Genomic DNA, 14,624 nt, shown 5'->3' on the forward strand with positions numbered 1-14,624 from the left:
GGTCCATACCGTCTGCCACGGCCCGAACACCTCCGGCAGATCCCGCCACGCGATCCCGCACCGATACCGGTAGACGATGCCCTCGACCATCAACCGCGCGTCCGCGAAGGGCCGTCCCCTGCGCCCGGTCGGGCGCGGCAGCATCTCCTCGAGCAACGACCACTGAGCATCCGAGAGCACCTGAAACCGCGTCACGACCTCAGACTCTCAGCGCGCCGCCGAACTATTTGTCAGACACGCCCTAGGGGGCCGCGCAGAATCACGGGCGTGGCTGTCAAGCTCACTGTGATCTTGCCGCCCTGCGGCTCGAGCAGCTCCACCTTTCCGTGCGCGTTCGTGACGCTGACGGGCCCGTCGGCCCGGTACTGCACCTCCGCGGGGCCAAGCCTCGACCACGCATACCGGACCGTCTCGTCATCACTGAACACCGCCGACCTCACGCCCTCGACTCCGAGATCGTCGAATGACTGGAACTCCTTGCCCGCAAGGGTGCTGATGAAGAGTGCCTGGGTGAACGCGGCGGGCTTGGGCGGGAAGGCCGCCACCCCGGCAATCTTCTGGGTGAACTGCCCGAAGTTCTCCTCGTGCATCTCCCTGTGCGGCCCGTCGTTGATGAGGTCATACCAGAGGAAACGCTCGACCCCGCCAGCAAGCGCTGTCACCTGCGAACGAATGACCATCTCTGCCTGCTGTTCGTATGTGACGTCCCCGGTCTTCGTCGTCCACCCCAGCTCGGTGAGCCAGATCGGCTTGACTCCTCCCGCCCGTTCCATGCCCGTACGCGCCTCACCAAGGAGACCGGTGAGGCCTTCAGGGCTGCCGTACACCTGATACGGGTGGAAACTCACAACGTCGAGGTGACCAAGTCCACCTGCCTGCCAGAGTTCGTTGAACCACCCTGCATCGAAATTTCCCGTGACGCCACCAACCACAGGAAGGTCCGGCCGCGCGGCTTTGATAGCTTCGTGCGCCGACCTGAGCAACGGTGCGTAGCACGCCGCAGTTCGACCGCACGGCCCCTTGTTGAACGCAGGGATGTTGAACTCGTTGTACACCTCGATAGCGGAGAGATCGAAATGTCCCGCGAGTGCAGCCGCATAACGGCCGTACGCCGCGATCGCGTGCTCCGTAAACGGCGTCTGATTGCCGTCATAGAGCGGATTGGTACGACCCACGATCAGCAATCGGTCAACGCCCAGCGCCGCCGCCTCGGCGAAAGCCGTGTCGAACGCAGGATTGAAGGTGTAGCTGCCAGGGCTGCGTTCGGTAACGTGCCAGGCGTCATCTGTTCGCATCATGCCGAGGCCCACCGATGCCGCCGCATAGGGTCCGCCCGCGTTGAAGTCCTTCTGTGCGTGGATCTGGACTCCGATACGAGGATCGATTGGCACGTGTCTGCCCGGCATGTCCACGATGCCAACCGGGGCGGTAACCGCGTCACCGGATGAATCGGTCACCGTGACGTCGTAGTAACCCTGCTCGAGCCCTGTCAGCGGAAGCGCTGACAACCCTCCGGTCAAGGCCCTTCTGCCGCTGGCGACCTCATTGCCGTCCGCATCCGATGCGCGCCATGTCGCGTCGCCTGGCGCCATTCGAACCGCCAGCGTGGCGGTGCGCTCCTGAAGCACCAGCGCACGATTCCGGATCCCCCAATCGACCTCCACTTCCTCAAAGGACCCGTTTGGCACGAGCTCGGTACCCGCGGCATCTACCAGCGAAACCGCGTCGATGGAGAGGCCCCGGACCGCGCCCTCCACGACGAGCGCGATATCGGTCTGGCTCTCTTCAACGCCGCTTTGATAGGTCACCTCAATCGACTGCCAGCCGGCGTCGAGCTTTGGGAGAGGCACGCGAGCAGTCCCGACATTCAGTGTGGCGGACGAATCGACCGGGAGACCTTCGAGAACACGCACCGAAGCGCTGAAGGCGTACTCGGCGCCTGGTCGCACCGCCACCGTGGTCCGGGCCGCGATGCGCGCATTGGGCACCTCCGGTGCATCGATCTCGAGTGCGATGTGTCCGTGTGCCGCGTCCCCCACCTGCGGTGCGACAAGTGCCAACTCCGTCGAGTCCGCGAGCGTCCAACCGGGCACCGTTCCGTCCGCAACGGCGGTTCGAGGCAATGACACTGGTGTCGGAGTCGGCGTCGGAGTGGGAGTCGGCGTGGGCGAGGCCGTGGCGGTGGGCGTCGCCGACGGAGACGCCACGGGCGCCGCCGGGGAGCGAAGCGCGAACGCCGCGCCCACGCCGCCTCCGGCGAGGGCGAGGGCCGTGACGCTCGCGACGACGACGCGCGTCTTCACGGTCCACTGCTTCGGATTGAGGTGCTCGGCGAACCAGGTCTTGATCGACATCTCACTCCGGGGTCTGCGCGCAGCGGCGGGTCGGATGGGCCTCGGGTCTCCTCGACGTTACCGCGTGAGGGTTCGGACTCCGAACCGGCCCGCGTCGCGCGGCCCGGTGACGGTCAGCGCTCGATGGGCAGCTGCATCGTGGGGACGTCGTCCGCCGTACGTGCCCTGGGCGCGCCGAAGATGCGCTCGGCGGGGTCGTCCCACGGTTCGGCGAGGGCCGGCGGCACCGGCCGACGCCGCGCGGCGATCAGCTCCGCGTCGCGCTCCCAGATGGCGCGGGCGATCAACCGGCGGTCGCGCGCGTGGATCATGGCGCGCAGGATCATCGCGAGCAGCAGGCCGATGTAGCCGCCGCTCGTGTTGGCGAAGACGTCGAGCAGCGTGGAGACGCGGGACTCGAGCACCGTCGCCTGCGTGAACTCGATGAAGCCGGAGTATCCGGGCAGCAGGAACAGCGCCAGCCACCACGCGCGTCGCGGCAGGGCCAGCCCCAGCAGGAAGCCCAGCGGGACGAACATCGCCACGTTCGCCGCGAACTCGAGCTCGTTGAATCCGAACCACTCGGGCACGCCGAAGCGGTGGAGCACGCGCAGCACGCGCTCTGCGATGCTGCCGAACTCCAGGTCGGACGGATCCGGCCACAGGGTCACGAGCGAGACGAAGCCCGCATAGACGAGCAGCAGCAGGGTGGTGACCCACATGCGGGCGTGACTGCGCGGGGGCTTCGGGCCGAGGACGTCGGTCATGTGGGGCACGGTAGCGGGTCGGGCTGTGGAGGAGCGGAGCGCGCAGGGCGAGTTCGGAGACGTCTCGACTCCGCTTCGCTCCACTCAACGACCGGGGGCCCTGCGTCGCTCCGCTCCACGACCCCCAGAGAACACGAAAGCGGGGCCGGATCCGAAGATCCGACCCCGCTCCCGAAGCGAGTACTGGAGGTACTTACTTGATGATCTTCGTCACCGTGCCGGCGCCGACGGTGCGGCCACCCTCACGGATCGCGAAGCCGAGGCCCTCCTCCATGGCGATGGGCTGGATGAGCTCCACCGTCATGTCCGTGGTGTCACCGGGCATGACCATCTCGGTGCCCTCGGGCAGCGAGATGACGCCGGTCACGTCCGTGGTGCGGAAGTAGAACTGCGGGCGGTAGTTCGTGTAGAAGGGGTTGTGGCGGCCACCCTCGTCCTTCGACAGGATGTACGCGGTGCCCTCGAAGTTCGTGTGCGGCGTGACCGAACCCGGCTTCACGACGACCTGGCCGCGCTCGACCTCCTCGCGCTTCAGACCACGGAGCAGGAGACCGCAGTTCTCGCCGGCCCAGGCCTCGTCGAGCTGCTTGTGGAACATCTCGATACCCGTGACCGTGGTCTTCTGCGTCGGGCGGATGCCGACGATCTCGACCTCGGAGTTGATGGCCAGCGTGCCACGCTCGGCGCGGCCCGTGACGACCGTGCCACGGCCGGTGATAGTGAAGACGTCCTCGATCGGCATCAGGAACGGCTTGTCGCGGTCGCGCACCGGGTCCGGGATCGACTCGTCGACGGCCTCCATGAGCTCGACGATCGACTGCACCCACTTCTCGTCGCCCTCGAGAGCCTTGAGGCCCGAGACGCGGACGACCGGAGCGTCGTCGCCGGGGAAGCCCTGCGACGAGAGCAGCTCGCGGACCTCGAGCTCGACGAGCTCCAGGATCTCCTCGTCGTCGACCATGTCGGCCTTGTTCAGCGCGACGAGCAGGTAGGGAACGCCGACCTGCTTGGCGAGCAGGACGTGCTCACGCGTCTGGGCCATCGGGCCGTCGGTCGCGGCGACCACCAGGATCGCGCCGTCCATCTGGGCGGCACCGGTGATCATGTTCTTGATGTAGTCGGCGTGACCCGGGGCGTCGACGTGAGCGTAGTGGCGCTTCGGCGTCTCGTACTCGACGTGCGAGATGTTGATCGTGATGCCGCGCTGGCGCTCCTCGGGAGCCGAGTCGATCGACGAGAAGTCGCGCACGACGTTGACGTCCGACGGGTACTTGTCGGCGAGCACCTTCGAGATCGCCGCGGTGAGCGTCGTCTTGCCGTGGTCGACGTGACCGATCGTTCCGATGTTCACGTGCGGCTTGGTGCGCTCGAACTTGGCCTTAGCCACTGGGTCCTCCTCAGGACGGTTCATGGATCATGGCCGGGCGCTGGATTGCGACCGGTTCTGTCCGGGGATGTTCTTCAGTCTAGTAGAGACTCGATATGAAGTTTTCGGGGCGGGGGCCMCCCTCGGGCGGCCCCCGCCGAGCCCATCAGGCTGAGGCGATTACTCGCCCTTGCCCTTCTGGATGATCTCGTCGGCGACGGCCTTCGGGACCTCGGCGTAGCTGTCGAACTCCATCGAGTAGACAGCGCGGCCCGACGTCTTCGAACGCAGGTCGCCGATGTAGCCGAACATGCTGGACAGCGGGACGAGGGCCTTGATGACCTTCACGCCCTGCGCGTCCTCCATCGACTGCATCTGACCGCGACGCGAGTTCAGGTCGCCGATGACGTCGCCCATGTACTCCTCGGGAGTACGGACCTCGACCGCCATGAGCGGCTCGAGCAGCACGGGGTTCGCCTTGCGGACGGCCTCCTTGAAGCCCATCGAGCCGGCGATCTTGAACGCCATCTCCGAGGAGTCGACGTCGTGCGAGGCGCCGTCGACCAGGGTCGCCTTGACGCCGACCATCGGGTAGCCCGCGAGGACACCCGTGTTCATCGCGTCCTGGAAGCCCTGGTTGGTGGGCTCGATGTACTCGCGCGGGATGCGGCCACCGGTGACCTCGTTGACGAACTCGTAGGTCTTGTCGGCGGTCACCTCGAGCGGCTCCAGCTTGAACTGGATCTTCGCGAACTGACCCGAACCACCGGTCTGCTTCTTGTGCGTGTAGTCGTGACGCTCGACGACCTTGCGGATCGTCTCGCGGTACGCCACCTGCGGCTTGCCGACGTTGGCCTCGACCTTGAACTCGCGCTTCATGCGGTCCACGAGGATGTCGAGGTGCAGCTCGCCCATGCCCTTGACGACGGTCTGACCGGTCTCGGCGTTGTTCTCGACGCGGAACGTCGGGTCCTCTTCCGCGAGCTTCTGGATCGCGAGGCCCAGCTTCTCCTGGTCGGCCTTCGTCTTGGGCTCGATCGCGACCTCGATGACCGGCTCCGGGAACGTCATCGACTCGAGGACGACCTGGTTGGCGGCGTCCGAGAGCGTGTCGCCCGTGGTCGTGTCCTTGAGGCCGATGACCGCGTAGATGTGACCCGCGGTGACCGAGTCGACCGGGTTCTCCTTGTTGGCGTGCATCTGGAAGATCTTTCCGATGCGCTCCTTCTTGCCCTTGGTCGAGTTGACGACCTGCGCGCCCGACTCGAGCGAGCCCGAGTACACGCGGATGTAGGTCAGACGACCGAAGAAGGGGTGCGACACGACCTTGAAGGCCAGCGCGGCGAAGGGCTCCGAGGCGTCGGCGTGACGCTCGATGATCTTCTCCTCGTCCTTCGGGTCGTGGGCCTCGATGGCCGGCACGTCGAGGGGCGACGGGAGGTAGTCGACGACCGCGTCGAGCATGGGCTGCACGCCGCGGTTCTTGAACGCCGAGCCGCAGAGGACCGGGTAGACCTCGCTGGCGATGGTGAGCTTGCGGATCGCGCCCTTGATCTCCTCGACCGAGAGCTCCTCGCCGCCGAAGTACTTCTCGAGCAGGGCCTCGTCGGTCTCGGCGACCGTCTCGAGCAGCTTCTCGCGGTACTCGGCCGCCTTGTCGGCCAGGTCGGCCGGGATCTCGGTGATCTCGTACTTGGCGCCCATGGTCACGTCGCCCTTGGCGTCGCCGGGCCACACGAGCGCGCGCATCTCGACCAGGTCGACGACGCCGACGAAGTCGTTCTCGGCGCCGATCGGCAGCTGCAGCACGAGCGGCTTGGCCTTCAGGCGGTTGACGATCGTGTCGACCGTGAAGTAGAAGTCGGCGCCCAGCTTGTCCATCTTGTTGACGAAGCAGATGCGGGGCACGTTGTACTTGTCAGCCTGACGCCACACCGTCTCCGACTGGGGCTCCACGCCCTCCTTGCCGTCGAACACGGCGACCGCGCCGTCGAGCACGCGGAGCGAGCGCTCCACCTCGACCGTGAAGTCCACGTGGCCGGGGGTGTCGATGATGTTGATCTGGTTGTTGTTCCAGAAGCACGTCACAGCAGCGGACGTGATCGTGATGCCACGCTCCTGCTCCTGCTCCATCCAGTCGGTCGTGGCGCCACCGTCGTGCGTCTCACCGATCTTGTGGTTGACGCCCGTGTAGAACAGGATGCGCTCGGTCGTCGTGGTCTTACCGGCATCGATGTGCGCCATGATGCCGATGTTGCGGACCTTCTTGAGGTCGGTGAGCACCTCTTGTGCCACTTGCGGTTCCTTACGTGTGGTGTGGAGTAGAGCGTGGGTGCCGGCCCCGGACGGCGGGTCCCGTCATCCGGGGCCGGCGGATCCGCATCCGTGGATGCGGGGTGCTGTTTACCAGCGGTAGTGCGCGAAGGCCTTGTTCGACTCGGCCATCTTGTGCGTGTCCTCGCGACGCTTCACGGCGGCGCCGAGGCCGTTCGAGGCGTCGAGGATCTCGTTCATCAGACGCTCGGTCATCGTCTTCTCACGACGGCCCTTGGCGTAGCTGACGAGCCAGCGCAGCGCGAGCGTGTTCGCGCGGTGCGGCTTGACCTCGACCGGCACCTGGTAGGTCGAGCCGCCGACGCGGCGGCTGCGGACCTCGAGGGTCGGGCGGACGTTGTCGAGCGCCTTCTTGAGCGTCGCGACGGCGTCCTGGCCGTTCTTCGCCTCGACGCCCTGGAGGGCGGTGTAGACGATGTTCTCGGCGATCGACTTCTTGCCGTCGACGAGGATCTTGTTCACGAGCTGCGTGACGATCGGAGCGCCGTAGACCGGGTCGTTGACGACGGGGCGCTTCGGGGCGGGTCCCTTACGAGGCATCTGACTCAGCCCTTCTTCGCGCCGTAGCGGCTGCGAGCCTGCTTACGGTTCTTGACAGCCTGGGTGTCGAGCGCACCGCGGACGATCTTGTAGCGGACACCGGGGAGGTCCTTCACACGACCACCGCGGACCAGCACGAGCGAGTGCTCCTGCAGGTTGTGGCCCTCGCCCGGGATGTAGGCGGTGACCTCGGTGCCGTTGCGGAGCTTCACACGGGCGACCTTGCGCATGGCCGAGTTCGGCTTCTTGGGCGTGGTCGTGTAGACGCGGGTGCAGACACCCGCCTGCTGCGGGTTCGCCTTCAGGGCGGGCGCCTTGGTCTTCGAGACCTTCGGCGAACGGCCCTTGCGAACCAACTGCTGAATGGTTGGCACGTTCTCTCCTAGTTGGGCTGCACGGTGACAGCGGGTTGTTCCCCGCATCGCGACGTGTTGCTCGGTGTTGCGACGCGGTTTCACGTAGACCCACCCGCGCGACAGGATGTGTCGAGCGTTTGAGGTGGTGGGTATGCCGTGGGGGTGACCTGTTCGCAGGTCGTTCCCTATGTGTGGTTCACGCGCACGCAAGCGGGCGCGCCTACACGCACACCGAATCATGATAGCGCATCGCACGGCTCACGGCGTGTCGCTCCACCCTCCGGGACACCGTCGGTGCAAGCGCTCAGAGCGCCAGGCCGTCCCCCGGATCGTGCGGGTCGAACGGGGCGTCGAGCGTCTGGGACAGCTCGGCGAGCATGGCCTCGATCTGCGGCTCGACGAACTCGACGACCGCGGCGTGGATGCGCAGTCGGTGATGCAGCAGGATGCCGCACACCTCGCGGCCGATCAGGTTGGCGTACTCGTCGGCCAGCGCGACCTCGCGGCGCAGCGCCGCCTTGGCCTCCTCGGAGAGCGGCGGCAGGCTCGGCACCTGCGCCTCCTCCTCGCTCGCGAGGCCCGACAGGGTGAACAGGAACGGGGCGCCCGGCACGGGATCCGGGTCGAGCGGCAGCCCCTCGAACTCGGGGTCGAGACCCTCAGTCGGCCGGTAGCTGCGCGCGCGGTTGCGGGCGGCCTGCTGATCCAGCTCGGCCTGGAGCATCGGAAGGTTGCGCGACGTGTACTCGGCGACCGCCTGGTCGACGATGGTCTTGATCCTGGTCGAGAGCCCGTGCTGCACGCCGTGCGGCACATCCGACCCCAGGCCCGCGGACGACAGGATGGGCGACCCGAGGCAGCGCCGGCACGGCGCGACCCGGCCGCGGTGCGTGGCCGGCTCCCAGCGCGGCACCCAGCGCAGCCAGGCGTCGACCGCCTGGCTCACCTGCGTCTCGAGTGAGCGCTCCACGCCATAAGCGTAGGCGCGGGAGGGCGCTCAGCGCCGCAGGACGCCTGGACCGTTTCGTCTCCGTTCGCTGGCGCTCACTCCGCTCAACGACCGGCATCTCTGTTACTGCGGTCGTTGAGTGGCGGTCGTTGAGCGGAGCGAAGCGGAGACGAAACGCACCGCCCCGCCGCCCCTACTCCCCGTCCTCGTCCTGCTCCCAGGGCCACTGGGGGCGGTGGGCGTGGGTGCGGCGGACGGCGAGGGCGGCCCATCCGGCGACCACCGCGGCCCCGGCGAAGACCGCCGAGGTCCAACTCGTGGCCGCTCCCCCGACCGCGCCCGTCGCGGTCGCCACGTCCGCGCCGAACACGAGCGCCAGGATCCAGAGGGCGGCCAGGTGCGCGAGCGCCGTGAACAGCGCGACGCCGATCACGGCGGTGTACTTCGGGTGCTCCTGCCGCAGCGCGGGCCACAGGGATGCGGCGAACGCCAGCGCGGCGACGCCGGCGGCGAGCGGGCCGGGGACGGGGCTCAGCCCGGGCGTCGCGATCACGTCCCGGTCGGTCGCGAGGCTGAGCAGGCCCGAGGCGAACACGACCAGCGCCACGTAACCCGCGACCGCGAACGCGAGGAGCGCCGCGGGAGGGAACCTCCCGGGCGCTCCCGGCGACGTCATGCTGTTCGCGGCGACCTCACCTGCTCAGCTTGGGACCGGCCTCGAGCGTGCGCTCGTACTCGGCCTGCGCCTCGGCGTTGCGCTCGGTCACACGGGCGCCGCGGAGGGCGGCCCAGGCGCCGAACCAGATGGTGATCTCGCGGCCGAACACGAACGCGGCGATCGCCAGCGGCGACAGCAGCTGCTCCTCGACGAGCTGGAAGCCCTCGCTGGGCGTGATGTTCCAGAACGGCGCCTGCACCAGCTGTCCGGCGATGTGGCCGAGGTACGCGATCGCGCCGACGAAGACCCCGAGGAGCACCCACGCGGCCCAGCGCGCGCGGTTGACGAGGGCGCCCAGCAGCCAGAAGCCCAGGAAGAAGACGACGACCGGCACCCAGAGCTCGAACGAGGTGAGCAGCTCGAGCGACGCGTCGGCGACGTTGTCCGTCGACACCTGGCCGAGCAGCGCGCGGTAGCCCAGCGTCGCGCCGAAGTACAGCACCGCGAACACCAGCGCGGCGAGGATGCCGATCGCGCCGGACGCACCGCGGTTGCCCTTGGCGCGCGGCGGCTCGGGGGCCTGCACGAAGATCGGCAGCTGCGCCGGCGGCGCCGCGGGGGCGGCGTGCTCGGGAGCGACCGGCTCGCTCGCGGTGATCGCGGGCTCGGCGGGCGGCGCGTCGTACGCGTCGCTGGCCGTGAAGGTCTGCGTGGTGTCGGCGGGCTCGAACCAGGGGTCGGGCTTCTTCGCGGGCTCGCCCGCGTCGGCGGAGCGCGTGGGCAGCGTGGTCGTCGCGCCCCGGTTCTCGAGGGCGTCGAGGTCGGCCGCGAGCGCCGCGTAGTCGGGCTCCTCGGCGGCGGGCGTCTCGTCAGCCGCGGGCCGCGTCACGGCCGCATCGTCCTGGGGCGACGCCACCGTGTCGATCGCCCCGGTGTTGCTGAACTCGCGGCGCGACGCGGGGATGTCGCCGGTGTCGGACGTGCGGGCGGAGGGCTCGCCCTCGGCGCCCGGGTCGCCCGTGGCGGGTTCGGTCGCCGCGCCGTCGGCGCCGGAGGCGTCGGTGTCGGCGTGCTCGGATCGGGCGGCGTCATCCGCCGTGGGCGCCGGCTCGGCCGATCCCTCGATGGGCTCGCCGGTGATGGGCTCGCGGTCACGACCCTGGGCGTCACTCATTCGAAGCACTCCTCACGATGTCGGGGACGGTCCCCTGCCTTGCCCGAGGGTACCGGTCCGACCGGACGCGGCCGGGGAGCCTCGCCGGGGTTGGCACCGGAGGATGCGCGGCGGGTTTCGACTCGGTCGCTTCGCTCCCTCGCTCAACCAGCACGCGTGGTGGTTGAGCGAGCGAAGCGAGTCGAAACCCAGTAACCCGCCCACGAGTAAGGGCCCCGGCCGAAGCCGGGGCCCTTCTCATCCGTTCACGCTCAGTTGTAGGTGCCGGGCGTGAAGTCGTCCGTCGAGAACGCGTCGAAGTCGACGTAGGTGTAGTCGCCGTCCGCGAAGGCGCCGTCCGACGCGAAGATGCGGTTGGGGTACCGCTCGCTCTTCGCCTCCTCCGTCGCCTCGACCGTGACGTTGCGGTACTTCGCAAGGCCCGTGCCGGCGGGGATCAGCTTTCCGATGATCACGTTCTCCTTGAGGCCGACGAGCGGGTCGCGCTTGCCCTGCATGGCGGCCTCGGTGAGGACGCGCGTCGTCTCCTGGAACGAGGCGGCCGACAGCCACGACTCCGTCGCGAGCGACGCCTTCGTGATACCCATCAGCTCCGGACGACCCGACGCGGGGCGCTTGCCCTCGGCCACGGCCGCACGGTTGATGTCCTGGTAGCGACGCAGGTCGACCATCTCGCCGGGGAGCAGGTCGGTCTCGCCGTGGTCGACCACGGTGACCTTCCGGAGCATCTGGCGGACGATGACCTCGATGTGCTTGTCGTGGATCGGCACACCCTGCGAGCGGTACACGCCCTGCACGCCGCCGACGAGGTACTTCTGCACCTCGCGGGCACCCTGCACGCGCATGATCTCCTTCGGGTCGAGCGTGCCGACCTGGAGGGGCTGACCGACCTCGACGTGCTGGCCGTCCTCGACGAGGAGCGTCGCACGCTTCAGCACCGGGTAGACGACGGGCTCGTCGCCGTTGTCGGGCGTGATGATGACCTTCTTGGCCTTCTCGGTCTCGTCGATCGTGACGCGGCCGGCGGCCTCGGCGATCGGCGACGCGCCCTTGGGGGTGCGGGCCTCGAACAGCTCCTGCACGCGGGGCAGACCCTGCGTGATGTCGTCCGCCGACGCCGAACCACCGGTGTGGAAGGTGCGCATCGTCAGCTGCGTGCCGGGCTCACCGATCGACTGGGCCGCGATGATGCCGACGGCCTCGCCGATGTCGACGAGCTTGCCGGTCGCGAGCGAGCGGCCGTAGCACTGCGCGCAGACGCCGACGGCCGAGTCGCAGGTGAGCACCGAGCGCACCTTGATGGACTCGACGCCCGCCTCGACCAGGCGGTCGATGAGCACGTCGCCCACGTCCGAGCCGGCGGCGGCGAGAACGGTGCCGTCCTCGGCCACCACGTCGACCGCGAGGGTGCGGGCGAACACGGCGTTCTCGACGTTCGCGTCCTTGACCAGCGTGCCGGTCGAGTCGAACGCGGCGATCGGGTACTCCAGGCCCTTCGAGGTGCCGCAGTCGTCCTCGCGGATGATGACATCCTGCGAGACGTCCACGAGACGACGCGTGAGGTAACCCGAGTCGGCCGTACGGAGGGCCGTGTCGGCCAGACCCTTGCGGGCACCGTGCGTCGCGATGAAGTACTCCGCCACCGACAGACCCTCGCGGTACGAGGAGATGATCGGGCGGGGGATGATCTCACCCTTCGGGTTGTTCACCAGGCCTCGCATACCCGCGATGTTGCGGATCTGCAGCCAGTTACCACGGGCGCCCGACGACACCATGCGGTTGATGGTGTTGTCCTCGGGGAACGCGGCGCGCATCTCCTTCTGGACCTCGTCGGTCGCCTCGGTCCAGATCTTGATGAGCTCCTGACGACGCTCGGCGTCGGTCGTGAGGCCCTTCTCGTACTGCGAGGTGACCTTGGCCGCCTGCTGCTCGTACTTGGCGATGATCTCGGCCTTGTTCGCGGGCGTGATGACGTCGCTCAGCGACACCGTGACACCCGAGCGCGTGGCCCAGTAGTAACCGGCGTCCTTGACGCGGTCCAGCGTGGCCGCGACCTCGGTCTTCGGGTACTCCTCCGCCAGCTTGTTGACGATCTGCGACAGCTTGCCCTTGTCGGCCTGCTCACGCACGAAGGGGTAGCCCTTCGGCAGCTGGTCGTTGAAGATCGCCTGGCCGAGCGAGGTGTCCACGAGGCCCTTGGTCTCGTAGTCCTCGGGCGCCTGGCCCTCGAGGAAGGTCAGGCCCGGGATGCGGATCCGGATCTTCGCCTGCAGGTCGAGGGTGCCCTCGTCCTTCGCGAGCATCGCCTCGGCCACCGAGCCGAACACGCGGCCCTCGCCCTTGGCGCCGTCCTTCAGCGTGGTCAGGTGGTGCAGACCGATGATCATGTCCTGCGCGGGCAGGGTCACCGGGCGGCCGTCCGACGGCTTCAGGATGTTGTTCGACGCGAGCATCAGGATGCGCGCCTCGGCCTGCGCCTCCACCGAGAGGGGGAGGTGGACGGCCATCTGGTCGCCGTCGAAGTCGGCGTTGAAGGCCGCGCAGACGAGCGGGTGGAGCTGGATGGCCTTGCCCTCGACGAGCTGCGGCTCGAACGCCTGGATGCCCAGACGGTGCAGCGTGGGGGCGCGGTTCAGCAGCACCGGACGCTCGCGGATGATCTCCTCGAGCACGTCCCAGACCTCAGGGCGCGTGCGCTCGACGGAGCGCTTGGCGGCCTTGATGTTCTGCGAGTGACCGAGGTCGATCAGGCGCTTGATCACGAACGGCTTGAACAGCTCGAGCGCCATCTGCTTGGGCAGACCGCACTGGTGAAGCTTGAGCTGCGGGCCGACGACGATGACCGAACGGCCCGAGTAGTCGACGCGCTTTCCGAGCAGGTTCTGACGGAAGCGACCCTGCTTGCCCTTGAGCATGTCGCTCAGCGACTTCAGGGCGCGGTTGCCGGTGCCGGTGACGGGACGACCGCGGCGGCCGTTGTCGAACAGCGCGTCGACGGCCTCCTGCAGCATGCGCTTCTCGTTGTTCACGATGATCTCGGGGGCACCGAGGTCGATGAGGCGACGCAGACGGTTGTTGCGGTTGATCACGCGGCGGTACAGGTCGTTCAGGTCGGAGGTCGCGAAGCGGCCGCCGTCCAGCTGGACCATCGGGCGCAGCTCCGGCGGGATCACCGGGACCACGTCGAGGACCATCGCGGCCGGCGACATGCCGGTCGAGAGGAACGACGAGACGACCTTCAGGCGCTTGATCGCGCGGATCTTGCGCTGACCCTTGCCCTCGGTGATCTGCAGGCGCAGCGACTCGGCCTCGGCGGCCAGGTCGAACTCGGCCAGGCGACGCTGGATCGCCTCGGCGCCCATGTGGGCCTCGAAGTACTGGCCGAAGCGGTCCTGCAGCTCCTGGAAGACGTCGTCCTCCGCCTTGAGCTGGCCGACCTCGAGGTTGCGGAACTCGTCCCACATGCGCTCGAGCTTGGCGACCTGCTCGTCCGCGCGCTTGCGGATCGTCGCCATCTCCTTCTCGGCGGCGTCCTTGACCTTCTTCTTCTGGTCGGCCTTGGCGTCCTCGGCCTCGAGAGCGGCGAGCTCCTCCTCCAGCTTCTGGAGGCGGGCGGCGATGCGGGCATCGCGGCGGTCGCCGATGTTCTTGATCTCGAGACGCAGGTTGTTCTCGTGGGTCGGCATGTCGCGGTGACGCGCATCCTCGTCCACGGAGATCACCATGTAGGCGGCGAAGTAGATGACCTTCTCGAGGTCCTTCGGCGCCATGTCGAGCAGGTAGCCCAGGCGCGAGGGCACGCCCTTGAAGTACCAGATGTGCGTGACGGGCGCGGCGAGCTCGATGTGGCCCATGCGCTCGCGGCGGACCGAGCTCTTGGTGACCTCGACACCGCAGCGCTCGCAGACGATGCCCTTGAAGCGCACGCGCTTGTACTTGCCGCAGGCGCACTCCCAGTCGCGCGAGGGGCCGAAGATCTGCTCACCGAACAGACCGTCCTTCTCGGGCTTCAGAGTGCGGTAGTTGATGGTCTCGGGCTTCTTGACCTCACCGAAGGACCAACGACGGATGTCGTCGGCGGTGGCCAGGCCGATGCGAAGCTCATCGAAAGTGGTTGCGTCGAGCAATTGATGTCTCCTGTTTGGAA

The 14,624-nt window shown here is 68.0% G+C and carries 11 protein-coding genes; all 11 read right to left on the reverse strand.

All coding sequences use genetic code 11. The features are described 5' to 3' along the window. The coding region (locus B5M43_RS12160) for a transposase (RefSeq protein ID WP_230668036.1) at nt 1–195 on the reverse strand (195 nt) is incomplete at its 3' end. A gap of 35 nt (nt 196–230) precedes the next feature. After that, complete coding sequence (locus B5M43_RS12165) at nt 231–2,354, reverse strand: glycosyl hydrolase (protein WP_134746104.1); 2,124 nt, start codon at nt 2,352–2,354, stop codon at nt 231–233. Between the two features lie 113 nt (nt 2,355–2,467). After that, on the reverse strand, nt 2,468–3,100 hold the full coding sequence (locus tag B5M43_RS12170) for a VanZ family protein (protein WP_134746103.1): 633 nt from the start codon (nt 3,098–3,100) through the stop codon (nt 2,468–2,470). Between the two features lie 193 nt (nt 3,101–3,293). Continuing rightward, nucleotides 3,294–4,487 (reverse strand): elongation factor Tu, encoded by a 1,194-nt coding sequence (gene tuf / locus B5M43_RS12175; protein ID WP_055992114.1) that lies wholly within the window; start codon nt 4,485–4,487, stop codon nt 3,294–3,296. Between the two features lie 159 nt (nt 4,488–4,646). After that, nucleotides 4,647–6,761 carry an elongation factor G gene (gene fusA / locus B5M43_RS12180; RefSeq protein ID WP_134747127.1) on the reverse strand — a complete coding sequence of 705 codons (2,115 nt, stop codon included), beginning with the start codon at nt 6,759–6,761 and terminating at the stop codon, nt 4,647–4,649. Between the two features lie 108 nt (nt 6,762–6,869). Beyond that, nucleotides 6,870–7,340: a 30S ribosomal protein S7 gene (gene rpsG / locus B5M43_RS12185; RefSeq protein WP_055992108.1), complete on the reverse strand. Its 471-nt coding sequence runs from the start codon at nt 7,338–7,340 to the stop codon at nt 6,870–6,872. Nucleotides 7,341–7,345: 5 nt separating this feature from the next. Beyond that, complete coding sequence (gene rpsL, locus B5M43_RS12190; protein ID WP_018171438.1) at nt 7,346–7,714, reverse strand: 30S ribosomal protein S12; 369 nt, start codon at nt 7,712–7,714, stop codon at nt 7,346–7,348. 286 nt (nt 7,715–8,000) lie between these two features. Then, nucleotides 8,001–8,666 carry a spermidine/putrescine ABC transporter substrate-binding protein gene (locus B5M43_RS12195; RefSeq protein WP_134747125.1) on the reverse strand — a complete coding sequence of 222 codons (666 nt, stop codon included), beginning with the start codon at nt 8,664–8,666 and terminating at the stop codon, nt 8,001–8,003. Nucleotides 8,667–8,838: 172 nt separating this feature from the next. Then, nucleotides 8,839–9,321: a hypothetical protein gene (locus B5M43_RS12200; RefSeq protein ID WP_134747123.1), complete on the reverse strand. Its 483-nt coding sequence runs from the start codon at nt 9,319–9,321 to the stop codon at nt 8,839–8,841. Between the two features lie 16 nt (nt 9,322–9,337). Then, entirely contained in the window at nt 9,338–10,477 is a 1,140-nt protein-coding gene (locus B5M43_RS12205) for an ABC transporter (protein WP_230668037.1), read from the reverse strand. A gap of 251 nt (nt 10,478–10,728) precedes the next feature. Further along, nucleotides 10,729–14,604, reverse strand: a complete 3,876-nt coding sequence (locus B5M43_RS12210; RefSeq protein WP_134747120.1) for a DNA-directed RNA polymerase subunit beta' — start codon at nt 14,602–14,604, stop codon at nt 10,729–10,731. Between the last annotated feature and the right edge of the window lie 20 nt (nt 14,605–14,624).

The sequence above is a fragment of the Microbacterium sp. MEC084 genome, from assembly GCF_004514465.2.
GTDB lineage: Bacteria > Actinomycetota > Actinomycetes > Actinomycetales > Microbacteriaceae > Microbacterium.

Bases quoted from the DNA above. Each gene is read 5' to 3' on its own strand.
- B5M43_RS12165 (WP_134746104.1), bottom strand. From the start codon at position 2,354: ATGTCGATCAAGACCTGGTTCGCCGAGCACCTCAATCCGAAGCAGTGG.
- B5M43_RS12170 (WP_134746103.1), bottom strand. From the start codon at position 3,100: ATGACCGACGTCCTCGGCCCGAAGCCCCCGCGCAGTCACGCCCGCATG.
- rpsG (WP_055992108.1), bottom strand. From the start codon at position 7,340: ATGCCTCGTAAGGGACCCGCCCCGAAGCGCCCCGTCGTCAACGACCCG.
- B5M43_RS12200 (WP_134747123.1), bottom strand. From the start codon at position 9,321: ATGACGTCGCCGGGAGCGCCCGGGAGGTTCCCTCCCGCGGCGCTCCTC.
- B5M43_RS12205 (WP_230668037.1), bottom strand. From the start codon at position 10,477: ATGAGTGACGCCCAGGGTCGTGACCGCGAGCCCATCACCGGCGAGCCC.